The organism is Cognatundibacterium curvum, assembly GCF_014284235.1.
GTDB classification, from domain to species: Bacteria; Pseudomonadota; Gammaproteobacteria; order Burkholderiales; family Burkholderiaceae_D; genus Undibacterium; species Undibacterium curvum.
Genome location: NZ_JACOGD010000006.1, coordinates 158,452 through 179,557 on the forward strand (window position 1 = coordinate 158,452; position 21,106 = coordinate 179,557).

General features: G+C 53.2%; 18 protein-coding genes. 7 read left to right on the top strand and 11 right to left on the bottom strand.

Annotated features, from left to right (window positions below; all coding sequences use genetic code 11):
* The first annotated feature begins 138 nt into the window (after window positions 1-138).
* Entirely contained in the window at window positions 139-1,905 is a 1,767-nt protein-coding gene (locus H8K43_RS12570; protein WP_230403912.1) for a DUF1800 domain-containing protein, read from the top strand.
* A gap of 111 nt (window positions 1,906-2,016) precedes the next feature.
* A complete protein-coding gene (locus H8K43_RS12575; RefSeq protein WP_186904160.1) occupies window positions 2,017-3,417 on the top strand; it encodes a DUF1501 domain-containing protein in 1,401 nt (466 codons plus the stop codon).
* 45 nt (window positions 3,418-3,462) lie between these two features.
* On the opposite strand, the gene H8K43_RS12580 is transcribed toward H8K43_RS12575, so the two are convergent.
* Genes H8K43_RS12580 through H8K43_RS12590 form a run of 3 tightly spaced genes read right to left on the bottom strand, consistent with a single transcriptional unit; the run spans window position 3,463 to window position 5,172 of the window.
* Window positions 3,463-4,056, bottom strand: coding sequence for a chromate transporter (locus tag H8K43_RS12580; protein WP_186904161.1), 594 nt, complete (start codon window positions 4,054-4,056; stop codon window positions 3,463-3,465).
* Window positions 4,053-4,634 carry a chromate transporter gene (locus H8K43_RS12585; RefSeq protein WP_186904162.1) on the bottom strand — a complete coding sequence of 194 codons (582 nt, stop codon included), beginning with the start codon at window positions 4,632-4,634 and terminating at the stop codon, window positions 4,053-4,055. The genes H8K43_RS12580 and H8K43_RS12585 overlap by 4 nt, the downstream gene beginning before the upstream one ends.
* A gap of 37 nt (window positions 4,635-4,671) precedes the next feature.
* The gene (locus H8K43_RS12590) at window positions 4,672-5,172 is read right to left on the bottom strand and encodes a phage regulatory CII family protein (protein ID WP_186904163.1); all 501 of its coding nucleotides are present in this window, start codon (window positions 5,170-5,172) and stop codon (window positions 4,672-4,674) included.
* Window positions 5,173-5,289: 117 nt separating this feature from the next.
* On the opposite strand from H8K43_RS12590, the gene H8K43_RS12595 reads away from it, so the two are divergent.
* The 3 genes from H8K43_RS12595 to H8K43_RS12605 all read left to right on the top strand — a co-directional run bounded on the left by H8K43_RS12595 (window position 5,290) and on the right by H8K43_RS12605 (window position 7,893).
* Window positions 5,290-6,213: a hypothetical protein gene (locus tag H8K43_RS12595; protein ID WP_186904164.1), complete on the top strand. Its 924-nt coding sequence runs from the start codon at window positions 5,290-5,292 to the stop codon at window positions 6,211-6,213.
* A 3-nt stretch (window positions 6,214-6,216) separates the two neighbouring features.
* Complete coding sequence (locus H8K43_RS12600; RefSeq protein WP_230403914.1) at window positions 6,217-7,029, top strand: hypothetical protein; 813 nt, start codon at window positions 6,217-6,219, stop codon at window positions 7,027-7,029.
* A gap of 90 nt (window positions 7,030-7,119) precedes the next feature.
* Entirely contained in the window at window positions 7,120-7,893 is a 774-nt protein-coding gene (locus tag H8K43_RS12605; protein ID WP_186904165.1) for a coiled-coil domain-containing protein, read from the top strand.
* A gap of 5 nt (window positions 7,894-7,898) precedes the next feature.
* On the opposite strand, the gene H8K43_RS12610 is transcribed toward H8K43_RS12605, so the two are convergent.
* Window positions 7,899-8,807, bottom strand: a complete 909-nt coding sequence (locus H8K43_RS12610; RefSeq protein ID WP_329604518.1) for a methylglyoxal synthase — start codon at window positions 8,805-8,807, stop codon at window positions 7,899-7,901.
* Window positions 8,808-8,982: 175 nt separating this feature from the next.
* Here H8K43_RS12610 and H8K43_RS12615 point away from each other — a divergent pair, with 175 nt between their 5' ends.
* Window positions 8,983-9,738: a tetratricopeptide repeat protein gene (locus H8K43_RS12615; RefSeq protein ID WP_186904167.1), complete on the top strand. Its 756-nt coding sequence runs from the start codon at window positions 8,983-8,985 to the stop codon at window positions 9,736-9,738.
* On the opposite strand, the gene H8K43_RS12620 is transcribed toward H8K43_RS12615, so the two are convergent.
* The 7 genes from H8K43_RS12620 to H8K43_RS12650 all read right to left on the bottom strand — a co-directional run bounded on the left by H8K43_RS12620 (window position 9,702) and on the right by H8K43_RS12650 (window position 18,898).
* Window positions 9,702-12,134, bottom strand: a complete 2,433-nt coding sequence (locus H8K43_RS12620; protein WP_186904168.1) for a sensor domain-containing protein — start codon at window positions 12,132-12,134, stop codon at window positions 9,702-9,704. The two genes, H8K43_RS12615 and H8K43_RS12620, sit on opposite strands and share 37 nt — an antisense overlap.
* The gene (locus tag H8K43_RS12625; RefSeq protein WP_186904169.1) at window positions 12,131-13,408 is read right to left on the bottom strand and encodes an HD-GYP domain-containing protein; all 1,278 of its coding nucleotides are present in this window, start codon (window positions 13,406-13,408) and stop codon (window positions 12,131-12,133) included. The genes H8K43_RS12620 and H8K43_RS12625 overlap by 4 nt, the downstream gene beginning before the upstream one ends.
* Window positions 13,409-13,627: 219 nt before the next feature.
* Entirely contained in the window at window positions 13,628-14,647 is a 1,020-nt protein-coding gene (locus H8K43_RS12630; RefSeq protein WP_186904170.1) for a transporter, read from the bottom strand.
* Between the two features lie 212 nt (window positions 14,648-14,859).
* On the bottom strand, window positions 14,860-15,549 hold the full coding sequence (aqpZ, locus tag H8K43_RS12635) for an aquaporin Z (RefSeq protein WP_186904171.1): 690 nt from the start codon (window positions 15,547-15,549) through the stop codon (window positions 14,860-14,862).
* Between the two features lie 163 nt (window positions 15,550-15,712).
* Entirely contained in the window at window positions 15,713-16,567 is an 855-nt protein-coding gene (locus tag H8K43_RS12640; protein WP_186904172.1) for a hypothetical protein, read from the bottom strand.
* 236 nt (window positions 16,568-16,803) lie between these two features.
* Entirely contained in the window at window positions 16,804-17,286 is a 483-nt protein-coding gene (locus H8K43_RS12645) for an SRPBCC family protein (protein WP_186904173.1), read from the bottom strand.
* Window positions 17,287-17,422: 136 nt separating this feature from the next.
* Window positions 17,423-18,898: a M20/M25/M40 family metallo-hydrolase gene (locus tag H8K43_RS12650; RefSeq protein WP_222611032.1), complete on the bottom strand. Its 1,476-nt coding sequence runs from the start codon at window positions 18,896-18,898 to the stop codon at window positions 17,423-17,425.
* Window positions 18,899-19,044: 146 nt separating this feature from the next.
* Here H8K43_RS12650 and H8K43_RS12655 point away from each other — a divergent pair, with 146 nt between their 5' ends.
* Window positions 19,045-21,087: a UvrD-helicase domain-containing protein gene (locus H8K43_RS12655; protein WP_186904174.1), complete on the top strand. Its 2,043-nt coding sequence runs from the start codon at window positions 19,045-19,047 to the stop codon at window positions 21,085-21,087.
* The last annotated feature ends 19 nt before the right edge of the window (window positions 21,088-21,106 follow it).

Consider the following 21,106-nt stretch of genomic DNA (forward strand, 5'->3'; position numbering starts at 1 on the left):
ATAGGAAAGCCTCTTTCTTTCTACTAAGATAGATACACTCATTAATCAGGATGTACCCAAAATCGTTCCGCCAGCCGTACGGCCTCTTGTCATATCCGTGCCATGCTTTGCTGGAATAATTTTGCCTGAATTCTCATATTGAAAAAAGGTAGCGCCATGCCAGATGAAGTGGTCGATATATCAGCAATGCCCGAAATACGTGTTGCATCGCCAGCAGAGGGAAAGCTTGAAATAGCCAGCACCTCCAATTTACCTGTAATTGCTGCCACAGCGGCTGCCAGTCTGGCACTGAGTGCCTGTGGTGGCGGTGGAGGGACAGGCAGCAGTGACAGCGGCGGTAGTGGCAGCACGCCGCCGGTTACTCCACCTAAAGCTTTGACTGAAGCTGAAGCCGCCCGCTTCCTGGCTCAGGCCGCAGTGGGGATTACACGCACCCAGATCGCCAGAGTGCAGGCTGTTGGTTATGCCGCATGGATCGATGAGCAAATCGCGCTGGCGCCTTCCACCAGCCGCTGGGACTGGCTCAAAGCCAAGGGGTTTGATGCCGCCACCAATATTTTTACCCAAAACGGTTTTGACGGCGCGGTCTGGGGCAAGCTGATTTCTGCACCGGACACTCTGCGTCAGCGCGTCACCCAGGCATTGTCCGAAATTATCGTGGTGGGCATTGATGGACTGGTTGGCGCAGGCTGGCAGCCATTTTCAGCTGCCGCCTATCTCGATATGCTGGAAGTGAACAGCTTTGGTAATTTCCGCACTTTGCTGGAAGCGGTGTCTACCAGTCCGGCGATGGGACAGTATCTGACTTTCCGTGGCAATACCAAATTCAATGCCAAAACCGGCGCGCTGCCGGACGAAAATTATGCACGTGAAATCATGCAGCTGTTCACCATAGGACTGGTGCAGCTGAATCTGGATGGCACGCCTAAACTCGGCAGTAACGGTGCGCAGCAGGAAACATATACATTGGATGATATTTCCGGTCTGGCCAAAGTATTTACCGGCTGGGATTTTGATCTGAGTACCAGCAAAACCGATACGCCGGATTTTGCCAAACGCCCGATGACGCAGGTCGCGGCCAGACATGAGACTGGCGAGAAGAAATTCCTGGGCAGTACCATCGCGGCCGGAATGGATGGGGTACAAAGCCTGAAAGCGGCATTGGACACTATTTTTGCGCATCCTAATGTCGCCCCTTTTATCAGCAAACAATTAATTCAGCGCCTGGTCACCAGCAATCCATCGCCGGCCTACGTGACGCGGGTGGCGACTATCTTCAACAACGATGGCAAAAATGTGAAGGGCAACCTGGCCGCGGTGGTGAAAGCGATACTGCTGGACGATGAAGCACGTAATGCTAATAACCTCAGCAATGCGCAATTTGGCAAGGTGCGTGAGCCTATTTTCCGTTTCCTGGCCTGGGCCAGAGCATTTAATCTGCGTACCGTCAGTGACCTTTGGAATGTAGGCAATACCAGTGATCCGGCCAGCCGCCTCGGTCAAAGCCCTATGCGTTCGGGGTCGGTATTTAATTTTTTCCGGCCAGGTTATGTGCCGCCCAATAGTCCGGTTGGTAATGCCTCGCTGGTTGCTCCTGAGCTGCAAATCACCAATGAATCCACGGTGATTGGTTATGTGAATTTCATGCAGCGTATGGTATCGCAAACCAATACTGACCTGGTTGCCGATTACAGTAGTCTGCTCAAACTGGTCAGTGATCCCGCTGGCCTGGTCAAAGAACTTAATCTGGTGCTGGCTGCCGGTCAGCTGAGTGATGCTACTGTTAGTACGATCGTATCGGCTATCGGTGGGATGGCGAGTGAAACCGATGCCCAGAAAAACAACCGGATTTATGCGGCGTTAACCCTGGTGCTGGCAGCGCCGGAATTTATAGTTATTAAATAAGCAGATTGATGCAAAACCGCCCTGGTGGCGGGCAGGCTGTCATCGCAATACATGTCCTGTTCGCCTGACGCTGCCACGCGCATTTTGTATCAGTCCTGACTAGGAAAAATCATGACGAAACCGACAACGATGAATGCTTCGCGCCGTTCATTTATGCAACGTGCTTCCGCCCTGTCTGTAGCTGGTGTGGCAACGCCGTGGGCATTGAATCTGGCTGCCTTGTCTGAAGCATCGGCTGCTACCGCGAGCGATTACAAAGCCATCGTCTGTGTCTTCCTGTATGGCGGCAATGACTATGGTAATACCTTAGTTCCTTACGACACCAGTGGATATAACGCTTATCAGGCATTGCGTCCTACACTGGCATTTGCGCGTGATGCGCTGACCCCGACGGCGCTGAAACCCGTGGCGGATCCGAAAGACAGTGCAGGCTTCAGCCATCAATATGCGCTGGCACCGGGACTGGCGCCTTTATTGCCGGTGTTTAATGCAGGAAAATTGGGTGTGGTGCTGAATGTGGGTACGCTGATACAGCCAACTACTAAGCTGCAATACACCAATAAAAGCGTATTGTTACCGCCTAAGCTGTTTTCACATAATGACCAGCAATCGGTGTGGCAATCCTCATCCGCCGAAGGCGCACGTTCCGGCTGGGGTGGTCGCATGGGTGATCTGTTCCAATCCAGTAATGCTGTTTCCACATTTACTTGCGTTAATGTATCTGGTAATGCGGTGTACTTGTCGGGTAATACGGCAGTTCAGTATCAGGTATCGACTAATGGCTCAGTTCCCCTGTCTGCTTTACAGTCACCGCTGTTTGGCTCTGCTGCGTGCTCAACTGCTTTGCGCAATCTGATCACGCAAAGTCGCCCGCATTTATTGGAAAACGAATACAACCGGGTAACTAACCGCGCGATTGATGCCAATGCCAGCCTGAGTGCTGCACTGGCATCGGCACCGGTACTGAAAACAGTATTCCCGGCTAAAAACAGTCTGGGTGACCAGTTGAAGCTGGTGAGTAAAATGATTTCGACCGCATCCACACTGGGTGCGAAGCGCCAGGTGTTTTTCGTCTCTATAGGCGGTTTCGATACCCATGATGGTTTGGTTGATAAACATCCGGCACTGATGGCGCAGGTGGCCGATGCGATGGCCGCGTTTTACAACGCCACCGTTGAGCTGGGTGTAGAGAACCAGGTCACGACTTTTACCGCTTCGGATTTTGGCCGTACTTTAAGTGGCAATAATGATGGTTCTGATCACGGCTGGGGCAGTATGCATTTCGTGATGGGCGGGGCGGTGAATGGTCAGCGTTTTTACGGAACCGCTCCGGTGATTGCGTCTAATGGACCGGACGACGTGGGACAAGGCCGCTTATTACCGACGACCTCGGTCGATCAGTATGCTGCCACGCTGGGTAAATGGCTGGGGGTATCGGACAGTGATTTGCTGATGTTGCTGCCTAATCTGGCCAACTACAACGTCAGCAGCCGCAATCTGGGCTTCGTGTAAACCAGACGGACGTCAGTCCGTTCAGTTTGAAGTAACAGGCTGGTTTCAGACCCAGCCTGCCCAGCCACAGAGCGCACCGGCTGCCAGCAGCCACAGTAAATGCAGCCGTGTGCGCCAGACGATCACAGCGGACAGCGCGGTGATCAGCCACAGCGGCCAGTCATGCTGCACATCATGGTGGGCACTGCCCATAATCCAGCCTGTCGCTATCAGTAAACCGATTACCACCGGTGCCATACCGAGTTTGAAACTCCGTACCGCCAGCAAGTCCCGATTGGCATGACCCCAGCGAGCCGCCACATAAGTCAGTGTGGCGCTTGGTAGCAGGATGCCGCTCATCGTGACCAGCACACCAAGCAAACCGGCCCACATGCTGCCGGTATTCAGACCCACATGCCAGCCCATCAGTGCTACAAACAAGACATTCGGTCCCGGTGCCGCCTGTGCAATCGCGACCGAGGCGTTAAACTGTGCGTCGCTGAGCCAGCCCTGCTGATCCACCAGATAGCGGTGCATATCGGGTAAGGTCGATACCGCGCCGCCTATCGACAGCAGCGACAACATCAGATAGTGACCGAGCAGATTGAACCAGTCTTGCCAGTCCAGTTGCAACATCAGTATAGGTGCGCCGTTACTCATGGCTTCTTCATGATGTGATAGACCCAGAACCAGCAGGTACCGCCAAGTACCAGCAACACATAAAACAGAGGAATGCGTATCCAGGCCACACTGACAAAGCACAGTGCTGCCATGCTGATGGCTTTCGCTCTGCCTATAGGGTGCAGTCTGAGAGCTGAACTTAATTTCAGGCCGGTTGCAATAATCAGACCGGCAGTTACTGCACTCATGCCACGTAATGCGCCGACGACTTGCGGGTTTTGCGCAAAATGGGAATAGACGATGGCGAGGCCTAAAACAATGATCATCGGCACAGTCAGCATACCGGCCAGTGCGGCCAGCGCGCCAGGCAGTCCGAAGTAACGGCTGCCTATCATCATCGACAGGTTCATCACATTCGGACCGGGCATAATCTGCGCGACTGCCCAGTCCTCCACAAATTCTTCCGGCGTCAGCCAGCGCTTACGTTCGACGATTTCTCTCTGCACCACAGCCAGCACGCCGCCAAAACCTTGCAGCGCGAGCCAGGTAAAAGAAAAGAACAGGTCTGCCAGCGAGGCAGGACGCGGTGTTTCAGAAGTGAGGGCTGGATCAGACATGGGAGTACCTGTAAGTGTTGCCCTATATTAGCAGAGCTTAGGTTTCAGTCTGCTTGCGAATACCGCGGTGGGCGCGGATACGTGCCCGCCATTCACCCAGCACCGTCAGCGCTTCCTGAAATTCGCGCTCGATCAGATCGGCTTCTGAGTCGGTGATCACGCCATCGAGTAAGGCAGTCGAGACAGCTTCCGCCACATCGCCAACCCGGCTCATCACGCGGCACACGGTCTGCGACAAGTCATCATCGCTGACTGCGCTGGGCTCAGGCACAACGAAGGCGGCCAGACCATGGCGCCCCAATAGAGCGTGCAAGGGAAGATGTGACTCTTTGACACCAGCGGTATGGCAGTGTTCTATAATGACCGACAGCTCTTCGAAAGACGGGTAGTGTGATTCTATGCCCGGAGCGAGCTTATTGCGCAGCACATTAACCGACATTCCCATGCGCGCAGCGAGGGCCTCTAAGCCACCAGGATAAGCGCGAGCCACTTTATACAGCGCGTCATGCTGGTTCATGTCCGAATATTTGCGGGTCATGGTGAATCCTTTATTTTATTACCGATGAACTTGTTGATCATGCTCACTATCATGCGTTGCAGACAGTGATACGGGATTGTACAGATTCGTTAGTAACTTCTCCACATACGAAAGACCATGAATTCATACCGACAAAAGATTTTGGTCGTCATGTTGGCAGCACTGCTGCCGCTGACCAGCATAGCGGCATCCTCCAGTGGACGATCAGGCGGCTCTTCTTCTGGCATGCGTGGTGGTTTTTCGTCTCAAAAACAAACTGTGAATAAGGCTCCTGCGCGTCAGACCAATTCTTCTTTTGGCAGTTTCAGCCAGAAGAAAGAGACAGCCAACGCCCCTGCCAGCAATTCCCGCTCAGCCATGCAGCGCGATATGGATACCAGCCAGGCGCGTAGCAATGCATTGAAGAATATGGATGCGCGTGAGGCAGCGTCACGTCAGGCCAGCAATGCGCCCGACTATCGCTACAACAATAATCAGAACAACTCTGCCGCCCCGGCGTATGGCAATGCCGGCACAAATAACAATGCCTTTGGTAACAGCGCCCGTCAGCCTGGCTATGCGTATGGTTCACCACAGAATCAACCGGCGCAGTCTCAGCAAGCGCAGCAACCGGTCTACTCCCAGCAGTCACCCGGAATGCAAAGAAATAATTCCGGCCTGATGACCGGTGCGGTCGCCGGCATGGTACTGGGCAGCGTGATGAGTCATGGTCACGCCAATGGGAATCCTCAGCCTGCAGCTAACCGTAGCAATCAACAGATTTTTGAACCGCTGCCGGATGCAGGCACGGCTTCGCCTGCAGCGCAGACTGATAACAGTATCAGCGTGCCTGAGGTCGCCTCAGCGCCTGCAGCGCAGCCATCCGCCCGTCCTGCTGCTGTAACGCCGCAACCAAGAGAGGATGCTGGCATGGGCGCCGGTGGTGTATTGGTGATCCTGCTGTTGCTGGGTATTTGCGCCTGGGCCGGGCGTCGTATCTGGCTCAAGATGAATGAAAACAAGCAGGCTAAATCTGCTCACTACAGCTTAGGAAAGGGTTAAGTCATGGCATGGAGAGACGCCTATCAATATCTGGGTAAGATGTTCCAGTCTTCCGGCAAGCCGGATTCAGCCGGACAGCAGCATGAAGAACAGAATCGTCAGGATGCCGGTCTGCCGCTGGCTGCGCGCATAGGCAGCATCGTCCATCTGCAGCAGACGCCGCTGATCCGGGCCCAGGCCATGGGTTCCCTGATCAGTCTGCCTGATGCCGATGAAGACCGTATCGTCGCGATCAGCCGCGTACAGTTTGCGATGCAGGGCAATGTCTATCGCTACTACTTGTCCACCAGCGAAGAAGGGATAGAAAAATTCATTGAGCTGTATTGCGCCAATGAACAGGAAATCACCGAGCTGCGGTATTGCAGCCGACTGACCCGCCTGATACCGGAAAGCACGGAAGACCAGCAAGCCTATACCGGCGAACTTGGCTATGGCCTGGGTGACCGTAGCTATACCCTGTGGCGTGCGCAATTGCAGGATATGGGCTGGAGTGCAGCCGATCTCGATACCGTATTCGCCGATCAGGAAAGCATCAGCTATGAACGTGAAGCCGGTGACGCCGGTTTGGATTTCGTCGCGCCTTACCGCGGCAAAGAAACCCGTATCGACGATGCGCAGGGGCAGCATGGTTTGCAGCAGGATATCGTGTTCATGCCCTATGGCCGCGTATTGCCAGCCGATCAGCAAGTGCATGAGCAATTGCTGATCTCCACAGAGATGATACGTTCTGTGAATGGCGACCGTCAGCAAAGAGGGATTTATGTTGATTTCACGATAGCGCTTGCGATAGAACCCGAGCGTTTGTCGATTCAGTAGCACCCTGCATACACAGGTTAATTTTTACCCTCAGGGCTGACGCAATAATGGCAGTGTGCGTACAGCCCTCACTCTCTGAAAGGAAGTAACATGAGCAATTTAAATGGCTGGGGTTTAACCGCACGTCTGATTTCCAAACATTTTGGTGCACTGGGCGACCGGGTTTCCGAAGCCATCGCGAATTTCGATCCTGAAACCGCAACCGAAGCTGACCGCGACCGTCTGGCCGTCACCCTGCGTGAAACCGCGCAGAAGCTTGCTTCGGCACGTTCTGCTTTTGATAAAGAGCATGGCGACGTGGTGCGTCTGCGTGAATTGATCGCGAATGATGAAAAGGCCGCACTGACGCTGGCGGAACGCCTGGCTGCGGGTAAAATTTCAGAAGCCACCGTAACTTTATTCTGTGACGAGCTGGAAGCGAATAAGGCGCGTCTGCCTGTCGAAATCCAGGAAGAAGCCGATGCCCGTGAATACATGGACGAATTACAAAAAATCGTCGATGCATTGTCTAAGCAACTGGCTGATTTTGATGCGGCTGCCAAAAAAGCGCTGCAGGAACTGGCTGCAGCCAAGGCACAGAAAGACTTACAGCAATTGCGTATGGAAAGACAGGAACAATTGTCCAGCCTGAGCAGTATGCAAACGCACTCCACCGCACTCAATGCCCTGACCCGCCGCGCGCAGTCAGTCAGTAATGAGGCCGCTGGTCTGCGCATCGTGGCTGACATCGCACAAAAACCGCTGGATCAGGCGGCAGAAATCAATGCGATCCGCCAGTCGGTTGCGCAGGCGGATACATCTGGTGAAACCGCGCTACAGCGCCTGCAACGTTTATCTGGCGCCAAACCAGCGGACGCAGCTTAAGCCTTTTACGCGGAGGCTGAACGCAGGCTGAGCGCGTGTAAATAACGATCTGCCTCACTGGCTTCGCTGATCACCAGGGCGAAGTCAGTGACGGTGCGTGCTGCACGTTCCAACAATTGAATATCCGCTTCGTGTTGACGCGCGACATGCGGATCTTCCAGAAACAGGATGCGGCGTATTTTGCGCTCCAACACCAGCTCTGCCAGCTGCGCATCGCCACCTAAGGGGCCTGAACGATACGGATGTACCCAGGCGGCTGCCTCAGTTGCTTTGAGCCGGCTGGCGGTCTGATTCAGTAAGCCGCCCGTGGTGCCGGTCGCATAGCGGCAGGCAAAGCGGTCCAGTACGGCAAAATGTTTTTCCGCCAGTGTCAGCATCGCTGGTTTGAGCGCATCATGCGCAATTAGCGCTATTCCTTCCTGCTCGAGTTGAAAGCGTGCATCTAAGGCCGGGTCGGCCACTTTACCCAGCAAGCAGGCTTGCAGTTCCAGCCATTCCTGGGCACTGGCCAGTGTCGATAAAAAGGGCTTCTGATGGATCACGCACTGGCGTTTTAGTGCGACAGCTTCCGGAAATACTGAGGAAGGATCGACGGGATCGATCAGATAGATAACAGCATCTACGGCACGCAGCGGATCTTCATCCACCACACGCGACACCAGCTTCATCAGCCCGCCTTCGCGACCATACGGAAAACGTTCTATAGCTGGACACAGCGCGTCCAGACCATGTTTGCAGATCGCGTCCAGCGTGCGGCCAACGACCACGAATTCTATGTTCAGAAAGGCGATCGCTGCCTGAGAACCAGAAAGCAATTGCACCAGAGCTGATAGTGGATCGTCCTGATGGGAACGGTTAGCGATCAGGCCAACCCGGCGTTTGGGCAATGCAGCCGCAGAGTGAAGAACTTGCACACGGAACTCCGTAACAGTCTGTAGAGGAAGCATGCAGTGTAGCTTGAGAATTGCAACATTTGTGGCAACTGCCTACAATTCGTTACTGAAAGCAAGTACAGAGATATATGATTCTTCAAGGAAATGCGTACACTTTGCACACCATGTCAAAACGGGGTAGGCCAGCATGAAAAAAATGCGCCATCTTTTATTGTGCCTTTCGATATTGCTCGCCTGTACCAGTGCGATGAGTGATGACGAGTTTGAGGACGACGAAAGTCTGCTTCAGCGTTGGGCATTGCTGGGTGATATGCAGGCGCAAAATACGCTGGGTTTGTTGTACCTGAATGGTGACCTGGGTTTTCAAAGTATAGAGGATGCCAAACTTTGGCTGAGCAGGGCGGCTTTGCAGGGACATCCGGGTGCGCAGACGAATCTGGGTTTGCTGTATCTGACCGGTGAGGGTAACGAGCGCGACGAAAGTAAAGCGCTGGAATTTCTGAACATGGCCGCACGCCAGCAGTTTTCTTCCGCCCAGATGGTGATGGGTTTTCTGTATGAAAATGGACACGGTGTCGCGCAGAATTACCAACAGGCAGCGGCTTGGTATGAGGCTGCAGCAGGCCAGGGTAACAGCAGTGCGCAATACCACCTGGCGATGATGTATCGCGATGGCCGGGGCGTGCAACGGAATGATGTCAAAGCAGCTTACTGGTTCCGGCAAGCCGCAGATCGTGGCATGTCATCGGCTCGCTTTCAGTTAGGCATGTTGTATCTGTATGGCCAGGGCGTGGAAAAAAGTATGCTGACCGGCTATCAGCATGTGCTGTCTGCCAGCTTGCAGATAGGCTTAAAGTCTATAGATAGCCGCGATCTGGTCAGCAGTGCATTGACCGCTGAGCAAATTGCCGATATTCAGGAAGAAACCCGCAACTGGCAGATCAAGCCCTGATCTGATAAAAACAAACGCTCAAATTCACTGGCACTGACGGCGGGCGAACACAGAAAGCCCTGGTATTCGTCACATAGCAAATGTTCGAGTAAACAGCGTTGCTGTTCGGTTTCCACACCCTCTGCGATCACTTGTTTTTGCAATGCGTGCGCAAGATGCACAATCGCTGTGACGATGGCGACGTCGCTGTCATCTTCAGGTAAATCATCCACAAATGAGCGGTCGATTTTTAGCTTGTGGATAGGGAAGCGTTTCAGATAGCTGAGACTGGAATAGCCGGTACCGAAATCATCGATCGACAAGCGTACACCTAACTGGGACAAGGCCTCCAGTTTGCGCAGGGTTTCATCCGCATCACGTATCAGCACGGATTCGGTCAGCTCCAGCTCGATGTACTCTGGCGCTACCTCATATTCTTTCAGCGTCTGCGCCACGCTGCTGACAAAATTAGCCTGTTGAAATTGCAGTGCTGAGACATTAAACGCCATGCATATGCGATGGCCAGCACGTTGCCATTGCGCAGCCTGCGAAATAGCCTCGCGCATCACCCAGTGACCGATAGGTACGATGGCTCCGGACTCTTCCGCAATCGGAATAAATTGTGCAGGGCTGATCTCACCCAGTTCTTCGTCATGCCAGCGTATCAGTGCTTCTGCGCCAAAAATCTGCCCGGTTTTTAAATGCACTTGTGGCTGGTAATGTAAGCGGAATTCCTGCTTCTCCAGAGCCTGGCGCATGGCATGATCGAGTTTCATGCGTGACAGCAGGCCGATATTCATTTTCTTTTGATAAAAACGAAAATCCGAGCGGCCACGCTCTTTGACGTGATACATCGCGCTGTCGGCATTCTTAATCAGGTCCGCCATATTGGTGCCATCGCCCGGAAACAGCGCAATGCCAATACTTGAAGTAACGGTGAAGCTCATGCCGTCTAACAGTATCGGGACGGTCAGTTCTTCCAGCACGCGGCGCGCACAGATTTCGGCACCCTCAGCATTGGCTTCATGCAGCAATAGCACGAATTCATCACCACCCAGGCGCGCAGCAGTGTCGACCTGACGTATGCAATGCTTAAGGCGTTCCGTCACTTCCAGTAAAACGCGGTCACCGAAAGGATGACCGAGTGAGTCATTAATCTGCTTGAAGTGATCAAGATCCAGAAATAGTAAGGCGAAGGTTCCGTTTTTACGGCTGGCAATCGTGATCGATTGTTTGATACGCTCGGCCAGCAATACGCGGTTTGGCAAGCCGGTCAGCGCATCCGTAAACGCGAGTTCTTCGATACGCTGTTTCGCCAGATGGGTTTCGGTGCGGTCTTTAAAAAAACCGATGTAATGGATAGTTTTACCAAACTGATCCTGCACCCTGACCAGAGTGATCATGCACAGATAGGCATGACCATTTTTGCGGCGATTCCATAATTCACCTTCCCAGAATCCCGCCAGTTCCAGTTTTTGCAGGATCTGGTCGATCAGATCTGCATTACTTTCCGACGCAAAAAACTCACGCGGCGTTTTGCCGCGCATTTCATCTTCATGGTAACTGCTCAGACGTTCAAAACTGGGGTTGGTGGTGATGATGCGCTGATCGGCATCGGTAATAAAGATGGCATCGGTACTGGATTCAAACACCTTGGCCGCCAGCTGTAGACGGGCTTCGTCTTCCAGTTTCTGAGTAATGTCACGATAGGAAAAAACCCTGCCTATTGGTCTGCCTCTTGCATACTGTGGCAAGGTTACCCGCTCCAGGATTTTTCCGGACCGCAGTACCAGCACATCGGTTGCCTCCATCAACGGAGAACGGGCAATCGTACCCAGACGCTCAGTGTAATGCTCGGCATCGATCATGCATTTATCCATCCATGCATAGATCGCCGCATCATCGCGCTGCGTCATCAGTTTATCGGGCAAACCCCATAGTTCAGCAAACAAATGATTGTAGCTGCGGATACCGCCTTCCATGTCGGTCACCAGTATGCCGTCTGCTGTTGATTCCAGCGTGGCGCGCAATTCAGCGATCAGTTTTTCCAGTTCAGTTTCGACCTGGCGCTGATCAGAGTGATCGCAGATAGCGACCACATACACGGAGCTATCCATGCCGATTTTGACCAGACTGACCCGACGCTCAACCTGTACCACGCTGTTATCGGCCCTGCGTAACAGCGTTTCCGAGTAAATACTGTCGGATAAACCAGCTGCCACATCTTCCCAAAAAAACACATCTTCCGGTGCGGCAGCAATATCGATCACTGAGTTGCCGTGTAAGCTGTGTTCAGGCAATTGCAATATCTGATGTATCTGGCGATTGGCCGCGATGATTTTTAATGCTATCGGATCGACCAGGATCACTGCTTCCAGCATGCCCTCTATCAGTGCCTGAAGTTGATGTGGCTTCATGTGCTTTCTCCCAGCGTTGTGCCGGCCTCCAGCCCACGCTCAAAGAAATAGCAAAGACGTTTGCGTGGCGACAGATAGTCGTAAGCAGCTTTCGGAAGTTGCACAGGTTTCAGGCTGCGATGTATGCCCAGCTGCTTTTCATGCTCCAGATTAATGACAAGTGCGTCTTCGCGCGGCACACGGCTGTCATGGATAATGACTTTGGGCTTGATAGGACGACTGGAATTGACCGATACCACCATGGCATAGCGGTCATCGGTCAGTTGTACCACCGAGCCTGGAGGATAGATACCCATCATACGGATAAAAGCCGTCAGCGTGGCCGCATCAAAGCGTGCCTTACCTTGAGTGAAAATTTGTGACAGGGCTTCATGGGGGGTAACGGCAAGTGCAGGATTGGATGGGTTGCACAGATTATCGTAATGATTGACCAGTGCTACGATGCGGGCCAAAGGCGAAATTTTATCGCCGCTCACCCGGCTAGGGTAACCGCTGCCATCGATAAACTCATGATGCTGGGCGATCAGTAACATGGCAGATGGTGTCAGCGCCATCTTACGCGCCAGTGCCACGCTATGGCTCACATGCTCATGGAAAAGCAGTTTTTCCGCATGGTTGAAATGTTCGTCCATCCAGCGCAGACGGTCAGGTAAATTGACTTTACCGATATCGTGCAGCAGTGCCCCCAAGCCCAGCTGCAGCATGTCGGCTTTGCTGAGTTGCATGGTTTTTCCCAGCAATAGGGAAATCACAGTCACATTAATTGCGTGCAGTGAGGTTTTTTCACCGGCTTTTTCTGACAGTAAACGAATCGCAGCTTCGTCTTCACTCAGCACTTCACCCAGGAAATCCTGAATTAATTTTTCCGTCAATTCTTTGGCCAGCTCAGGTTGCGCATGTACCTGGTCGTTCACTTGCCGCAAGGTCTGGGCAGCATGGTTGAATTGTTTTTCACAGACTTGCAAACTGGCTGCCTGGCAGGCCAGTAATTCGCGGCGTAGTCTGGCACTCCGGCTTTGCTCGGATTCCTGAGCAACCGGGGCTACGCTGTCACTGGCAACCGCAATTGGTTCTGGTGCTGGCAGACAACTTTTATCAGGCGCATAGCGTACCTGATCCAGGCCGAGTGAACGTATAGTATTGATTTGTTCCTGATTACTGATTTTAAAATTACTCACAGGAAATGGATGATCCATCCACCCCATATCCAGGTAGATAAACATCCCGATTCTGAGCTGGGATACATCAATAAACTGGGTCTGAATATCAGTCATGGTTCCCGCTGTACTCATCATGTTGTAAGGCGGCATTCTTCTATTGAGAAAATGCTAAAGAGTCTGAGCGCCCTATGGTACATCAAAGTTTGGCAGCAATTAGTACATTGCCATGCATAATTGGTGTTCAGCAAGGAATATTATTGTTTTTTTAGCTTATGCGCGTTTTAAGCGCACGAGTGTCTTAAGGAAGACGCACAAATGACTTTGCTGCTTGATTTATTCTTCACGCCGGCTGCGGAATGCCAGCCATCCGGCGATCAGCGTGAAGCTGATGACGATCGCGACTACGATCCAGAAGCCAAATTCATGTTGCGCCAGTGGAATACCGCCCACATTCATGCCTAGCAGACCGGCGATGATATTGATAGGTAAAGCCAGCACCGTTACGATAGTCAATACGAACAGTGACCGGTTATTTTGTTCATTGACACTGGCCGCCAGTTCTTCTTGCAGCAGTTTAATTCTTTCCTGCAAAGAAGCCATGTCGCTGAGTACCATGGCGAATTCTTCTGTCGATTGCCGTAACTCCTGAATATCGCTTTCGGCAACCCAGGCTGGCGGTTTTTGCAGCAGACGGAATAAGGCCGCGGGTTCTGGCGCTAACAGCCTTTGCAGGCGCACTAATACGCGGCGTATCCCACCCAGATTGGCTCGCTTATGATTCAGACGCTCAGCCAGTAAATGGTCTTCGATTTCATCGACTTTACGAATCACGGTACGGACGATACCGATCAGTACATCGGCCTGGTCGCGCAGCAGATGGATCAGTAAATCCGTTGGCGAATGAAAACGCTCACCATGGTTCACCGCATGGCGCAATCGATCCACGGCTTTGAGTGAGGTGCGGCGGGTACTGATCATCATGCCCTGATTCAGACATACCCACAGCGTGGCAATATCTGAGGCTTCGTAGGAAAAATCATGCACCACATCATTCACCACGGCGATCAGATGCTGATCTGCATGCTCGATCCGGGTTGAGCGTGAGCCTTCATGCAGGGTTTCAAAAAATTCTTCAGGCGCATCGGCGTGTTCATGCAGCCATTTTTCTGTCGACACATTACTGAGGTTGAAATGCAGCCAGATAAAGCTGCCGTCATCCGCCAGCTGGCGTTGTTGCAGCCAGTGAGCCGCTTCTTCGCTGGAAATGGCTTTACCCGCCTGATCGGCACCGAACAAATAGCCGCAAATTAAACCGGTCGCGTCCGAGCCATAAGAGAGGTGTTCCAAAGCCATATCCAATTCCCAGCAGAAATGATCGTTATGTCAGTATTGTAAGGGCTTTATTATGCGTATTGTGCATGTTACGCATACTGCGTACTGCAGCACGCGCAAATTGCGAGAGCAATCAGTTATTCCCGGCGTAAAAAAACAGCAGCTTTGCAGCTGCTGTTTTTTTAAACATGCTTAAACGTACTTAAGCATTCATTGATGCTTTTGTTTCCGTATTAGTCCTCGGAGCTGCCCAGGAAGTTATACACAGCTGCACCGATGACGGCTCCCACCAGGGGTGCTACCCAGAACAGCCACAATTGTTCTACTGCCCAGCCGCCTGCAAATAAGGCAACGCCGGTACTGCGTGCCGGATTGACTGAGGTATTCGTCACAGGAATGCTGATCAGATGTATCAGTGTCAGACACAGGCCGATGGCGATAGGTGCAAAACCTTTCGGTGCGCGCGCATCGGTGGCACCCATAATTACCAGCAGGAACATGGCAGTCATCACTACTTCTGTGACCAGCGCAGCAACCATCGAATAGCCACCAGGCGAATGTTCAGCATAGCCGTTCAGTGCAAAGCCAGCGCTGATATCAAAGCCAGGCTTGCCGCTGGCGATCAGCAACAGCACACCACCAGCCAGCAAGCCACCGGCGACCTGAGCAACAATGTAAGGTAACAATTGCTTGCCAGGGAAGCGTCCGCCTACCCACAAACCCACAGATACCGCGGGATTCAAATGGCAGCCTGAAATATGGCCGATTGCAAACGCCATCGTCAGCACGGTCAGACCAAATGCCAAAGAGACCCCGTGCAAACCTATGCCCACGCCGGGAATAGCAGCTGCCAGCACTGCGCTGCCACAGCCACCGAGCACCAACCAGAAAGTGCCGAAAAATTCTGCTGCATATCGTTTCATGTCGATTCTCCTGTCAATTAAGTTCTTGGTGACACTCAGTCGTTCACCAGTTCCTGCATGCTAGGGCAGCAATCCTGTTAGTGGCTGTTAATTTTTGTCAAAAATGAAATGATTAAATAACATTTAACAATTATTTAACGAAAAATTGCCTTAGGGAATTGAATTACAACCTGGCATCATAAAACACCTGATGGCTGGCGCTTCGCTCTCCGCTGATAGTGCTGTATTTATTCAGACTCGGGTGGGTAGTACCGGTCGTGTAATTTGACCAGATCAACTCCAGATCACAAGAACTGACCAATGCGGTATTCGCATTATTGTTATTGGCCGCTACGCTGCGCGCATTCAGCACGCGGTCCAGATCCAGGGTATCAATGCGATAGGCGTCGGGTTCCAGTTTGAACGACAAATCAGATTGCTCGTTGAAACTGCTGCCATCGTAGCGCGTACATTTCATGGCGACGCGGACAGACGTGTTACCTTGCATGTTGCGGCTGAACTGTACCCGCAGCTTGCCTGCACTGCGTGCCAGGGTCACAGGGCCAGCAGGATTCACGATGCTGAATACCGCTGGCAGTGTGACCATATTCGGATAGGCGGTACCACCCCTGATGAAATTCACAGTAACGACAGGTTGTACACTCGCATCCGGGATTTGTGCGCTGTAGCGGGAACGCAGCTCATCAGCGGCACTGAGCGGCACCGTCTGGCCATTGGCGCTGGCGCTGAGCTGGTCATTGCCGCTGGTGCGAACCACGGTCACGATATTGGCACTTTGTCCCAGGCGTCCACTAATCTGCACCACGCCATTGCTCTGTGTAACGACAAAGCGCGTGGAAATATCCTGCAAGGCCAGATCCGCTGAATCTTTGCAATTAAATAATCCGCAGAGAAGCCCAGTACTGATGTCATTTGCAACTTCGTCACCAGCGCTACCGCCACCGCAGGCGCTCAGTATCAGCAGCATGCCCGCGGCACTGCTTTGTTTCAGTAAGGATGTGGGGTTTGTCTTGCGCATTGCAGTCTCCTGATGGAATTGAGGACTGTATCTGCATCACCGTAGGCAGAAGCTGGCAATCACTTTTCGGGATGAACGGATGAGCCCTGATTGTTTTCTGTTGATCAGGATAGACACCTATTTTCTCAGCAGGCTGCGTTTTAAGGCCTTGCTGTGTTCAATGTGTCAATCCTGTTAATTTCAATAATAACAAAAAAATATCAGTTTATGTGTTTGTCCGGCAAGAATTTTATGACTCAGCTAGGCAATGCATCGAGCCGGCCGGCCTCTGCCAGTTCACGTATCACTTTGACGGTATCAATATCTGCGTCCTGATAAGCCGATTTACGGTAGTTGTTGTACATCCTGCTTTCCTGGTCTTCCGCTTCCGGCATGCCGTCGTCATAGGTAAAACGCAGGAACAGGCGTTGTTCTTGCGGTTCTTCGATTTGCATACGCAGTGTGGAAGGCGTGATTTCACCTTGTGCCGGTACCGCGTAATGCACATGTTGCTGATGCTCGAAAGTCACGGTATCGCGCACTTCCAGCGCACCGTATTTCAGTGTGCGTTGCATGCTGACTTCGGTGCGTTCTGCGATCAGCGCTTCATCCAGATAAGGAACAAACATTTTTGGCGCTTCGGCGCGCAATATCAGTCCGCGCCACAATTGTTCGCGCGTGATGAAGTAAGCGAGGGGGTTGAGCAGATCGTTGATTTCGATCAGATGTTCAAATTTCATGGGTTGCCCTTTCAAGTTGGGCATAGTTTACCGGAGTTTGCGCTGCTGTACCTTGCGCTGTGCCTGAAGCCAGGCACAGCGTATCGCTTCAGGGCACTGTACAAATTCTTATGCAAACTGTGATGCAAACCCTGGTTCAGCCTGCAGTGCGGTTTTTTCGGCCCTGAATTAACTCATCACCGGAACCGAAATCCACTGGCGATTGCGCCGCCATCCAGGCAAACACCGCAAACGCAGCGCAGGACTGGCGTATGCGTACAGGTTCGATTTTATCGAAGGTATCGTCGGCCGTATGATGCACATCGAAGTAATCATCAGCCTGCATATCCAGACTGAAGCTGGCTGCACCGGCTTCGCGCAGCACGCCCATATCCGGTCCCGGATGGGCCTGATTGCCACCGGCGCTGACGCCCAGTCCAGTCAGTACTTGCTGCATCTGGCCGACCACCACCAGTGCAGCAGGGACGACATCGGAACGCAGTGTTTTGACTGGTCCCTGACCCGAATCGGCTTCCGAGGCAGCCTGGATGCGGCTGATCTCATGGCGATGCGCGGCATGGTAAGCGCGGCCGCCGATCAGGCCCTGCTCTTCATTGGCATATAGCACCACGCGTATGCTGCGGCGTGGACGCAACTGATGACGGCGTAAAAACTCCGCCGCACCCAGCGTGATGGCGCAGCCTGCACCATCATCGACTGCGCCGGTACCCAGATCCCAGGAATCCAGGTGTCCACCGATCAGCACATAGTCATCCGGCTGTTCGCTGCCGCGCAATTCACCGATCACGTTATACGAAGTGAAGTTGCCCTCCATCGCAGTCTGTATGCGCAAATCCAGCCGCACCGGCTCGCCACGCTTCAGCATGCGTACTAACAGATCGGCATCCGGATTCGAGATCGCGGCGGCCGCGATGCGTGGTGCATCTTCATCGTAATGCATCACGCCGGTATGCGGCAGCCGGTGGCTGTCGGTGCCGACTGAGCGTATCACCAGAGCCAACGCACCTTTGCGCGCTGCTTCCGACGCACCGCGCGAACGGCCCGCAGCAACCTCGCCATAGTCTGTCGATTTCTTCAATTTGTGGTCGATGAACACGATCTTGCCGCGCACCTTGGCAGCATCAGTATTTTTTAAGTCTTGCAGGCTGGCGACGTGTACGATGTCGGCCTGCACCCCGCCAGCCGGGGTCGATACGCTGTGGCCCAGTGCAGTGACCTGTAAGCGGTGTGGGTAGGGGCTGATGACACTGGCTTGTTCCGACAGCCGCTGCCAGACCGGATACTGCACCGGCTCTTTCCAGACTTTGTCCAAGCCCAGCGCACGCATTTTTGCTTCGGCCCAGGCCACTGCACGCAGATCGGCTTCGCTGCCAGCCAGGCGTGCACCAACTTCGGTAGTCAGGCTCTCCAGAATTTCATAGCTGCGGTTATCGCTGAGTGCATGCTCGCGTATCCATGCTGCAGTTTGCATCTCTGCTTCGCTGAGTCTGGCTGGAACAGCATTGGCTGTGGATTCCGTCGCTCTTAGCAGCGGACTGGCGCTGATACCGCCCAGCATACTGAGCAGACCTGCGATCACACGGCGACGGCCGGCCTGATATTGCTGATTCATGTCATTCCCCCTTTGTTGCCACCAGTTGCGTGGCTGTTTTTTGTATTGTCTGGCTGATTGAGCGCTCTTGCGCAGCTTAGTAGCGGAATTTCGATAAGAGTTCCCGCTCTGGGCTAGAATACGTCGCTCAACCAGAAGAGCGAGTTATGTCACACGGATTAAATGCCCCCCAGCGCAATGCAGTCAACTACATGGACGGCCCATGTCTGGTGCTGGCCGGAGCCGGCTCCGGCAAGACCCGCGTGATTACCCAAAAAATCGTGAACCTGATTGAATTACACGGTTACGACCCAAAACACATCGCTGCGCTGACCTTTACCAACAAGGCCGCGCTGGAAATGCAGGAAAGGATAGGCAAACTGCTGGCAGAGCCACGCCAGGCGCGGCAATTGACGGTATCCACCTTTCACTCGCTGGGTGTCAAAATCCTGCGTCAGGAAGCGCAGGCGCTGGGTTTGAAAGACCGCTTTTCGATTATGGACAGCGATGACTGCTTTTCACTGGTACAGGATTTGGCGATCACCACCGATAAGCAATTGATACGCCGCATCCAGACCGCCATGTCGCTCTGGAAAAATGCGCTGATCACGCCTGAGCTGGCGCTGCAGCAGGCCAAAGACGAGGATGAAGCAACGGCGGCGCGGATTTACGCCAGCTATGTCGCCACCCTGTCGGCCTATCAGGCAGTGGATTTTGATGACCTGATACGCTTGCCAGTCGAGCTGTTCCGCCACAATGAAGCGGTGCGCGATAAATGGCAGCGCCGCCTGCGCTATTTGCTGGTGGATGAATACCAGGATACCAATACCTGCCAGTACGAACTGGTCAAACTGCTGGTGACAGGCATAGGTAAGAAGCCCATGTTTACTGCGGTGGGGGACGATGATCAGGCGATTTACGCCTGGCGCGGTGCCACCATAGAAAACCTGAAAACCCTGCAAGTCGATTTTCCGAATCTGGAAATCATCAAGCTGGAACAAAACTACCGTTCCACCACCCGCATTCTGCAGGCTGCCAATGCGGTGATCGGCAATAATCCCAAACTGTTTGAAAAATCCCTGTGGTCAGAACATGGCTTAGGCGATCCCATCAAAGTGCTGGGCATGGCCGATGATGAACAAGAAGCTGAGCAGGTTGCGATCATGCTGTCGGCGCACCGTTTCGAGCGGCGCGCCAAATTTTCTGATTACGCGATTCTGTATCGTGGCAACCATCAGGCGCGTGTGATTGAACAGGCTTTGCGACGCGAACGTATTCCTTACACCATCTCCGGTGGTCAGAGTTTTTTCGACCGCGCTGAAATTAAGGACATCATTGCTTATCTGCGTCTGATCGCGAATGAAGACGATGATCCTGCCTTCATCCGCGCTATCACGACGCCTAAGCGTGGCGTCGGTCAGGCCACGCTGGAAGTGCTGGGCGCGTTTGCCGGACAATGGCAGTGCTCGCTGTTTAATGCCGTGTTCAAAGGTGGCATAGAAGCGAAACTGACCGATCGCCAGTTGCGTCCGCTGCGCGAATTCTGCACCTTCATCAATCAGGTCGAGGCCCATGCCCATCGCGAAGGCCATGCCGAGCAATTGCTGGATGACCTGATGAAAGAAATTAATTACGAAGCCTATCTGTACGACAGCTTCGATGACCGCGCCGCGCAAAACAAGTGGCAGAACGTACTCGACTTTACCCAGTGGCTGAAAACCAAGGGCAGTGGCGGTAAAGACGGCACCGACGATCACCGTAGTCTGCTTGACCTGACCCAGATGGTCGCGCTCATGAGTATGATGGAAGGCAAAGACGAAGAACCGGACGCGGTGCGCATGTCCACCCTGCATGCCTCCAAGGGACTGGAATATCCGCATGTGTTTCTGGTCGGTGTGGAAGAAGGCATACTGCCGCATAAAGGCGATAGCGACGCACCGATAGAAACCCTGGCGGCGCGCATAGAAGAAGAGCGCAGGCTGATGTATGTCGGCATCACACGCGCCCAGCGCAGTCTGCATGTGACCTGGTGCAAAAAGCGCAAACGTGCCGGTGCGCCGGTACATTGTGATCCTTCACGCTTTATCAAAGAAATGAAACTGGATGAGGGCGATGCCCCACCCAAAGAAGACGAGATACTCACGCCTAAAGAAAGACTGGCGAATCTCAAAGCCTTGCTCAGCCAGCCCAAGGATACGAATCCGCTGTAAGCAGCAGCAATTGAACCAT

What these genes read in the sequence shown, in the direction of transcription:
- H8K43_RS12575 (WP_186904160.1), top strand. Translation starts at nt 2,017, where the DNA reads ATGACGAAACCGACAACGATGAATGCTTCGCGCCGTTCATTTATGCAA.
- H8K43_RS12580 (WP_186904161.1), bottom strand. Translation starts at nt 4,056, where the DNA reads ATGAGTAACGGCGCACCTATACTGATGTTGCAACTGGACTGGCAAGAC.
- H8K43_RS12585 (WP_186904162.1), bottom strand. Translation starts at nt 4,634, where the DNA reads ATGTCTGATCCAGCCCTCACTTCTGAAACACCGCGTCCTGCCTCGCTG.
- H8K43_RS12590 (WP_186904163.1), bottom strand. Translation starts at nt 5,172, where the DNA reads ATGACCCGCAAATATTCGGACATGAACCAGCATGACGCGCTGTATAAA.
- H8K43_RS12595 (WP_186904164.1), top strand. Translation starts at nt 5,290, where the DNA reads ATGAATTCATACCGACAAAAGATTTTGGTCGTCATGTTGGCAGCACTG.
- H8K43_RS12600 (WP_230403914.1), top strand. Translation starts at nt 6,217, where the DNA reads ATGGCATGGAGAGACGCCTATCAATATCTGGGTAAGATGTTCCAGTCT.
- H8K43_RS12605 (WP_186904165.1), top strand. Translation starts at nt 7,120, where the DNA reads ATGAGCAATTTAAATGGCTGGGGTTTAACCGCACGTCTGATTTCCAAA.
- H8K43_RS12615 (WP_186904167.1), top strand. Translation starts at nt 8,983, where the DNA reads ATGCGCCATCTTTTATTGTGCCTTTCGATATTGCTCGCCTGTACCAGT.
- H8K43_RS12620 (WP_186904168.1), bottom strand. Translation starts at nt 12,134, where the DNA reads ATGAAGCCACATCAACTTCAGGCACTGATAGAGGGCATGCTGGAAGCA.
- H8K43_RS12625 (WP_186904169.1), bottom strand. Translation starts at nt 13,408, where the DNA reads ATGACTGATATTCAGACCCAGTTTATTGATGTATCCCAGCTCAGAATC.
- H8K43_RS12630 (WP_186904170.1), bottom strand. Translation starts at nt 14,647, where the DNA reads ATGGCTTTGGAACACCTCTCTTATGGCTCGGACGCGACCGGTTTAATT.
- aqpZ (WP_186904171.1), bottom strand. Translation starts at nt 15,549, where the DNA reads ATGAAACGATATGCAGCAGAATTTTTCGGCACTTTCTGGTTGGTGCTC.
- H8K43_RS12640 (WP_186904172.1), bottom strand. Translation starts at nt 16,567, where the DNA reads ATGCGCAAGACAAACCCCACATCCTTACTGAAACAAAGCAGTGCCGCG.
- H8K43_RS12645 (WP_186904173.1), bottom strand. Translation starts at nt 17,286, where the DNA reads ATGAAATTTGAACATCTGATCGAAATCAACGATCTGCTCAACCCCCTC.
- H8K43_RS12650 (WP_222611032.1), bottom strand. Translation starts at nt 18,898, where the DNA reads ATGAATCAGCAATATCAGGCCGGCCGTCGCCGTGTGATCGCAGGTCTG.
- H8K43_RS12655 (WP_186904174.1), top strand. Translation starts at nt 19,045, where the DNA reads ATGTCACACGGATTAAATGCCCCCCAGCGCAATGCAGTCAACTACATG.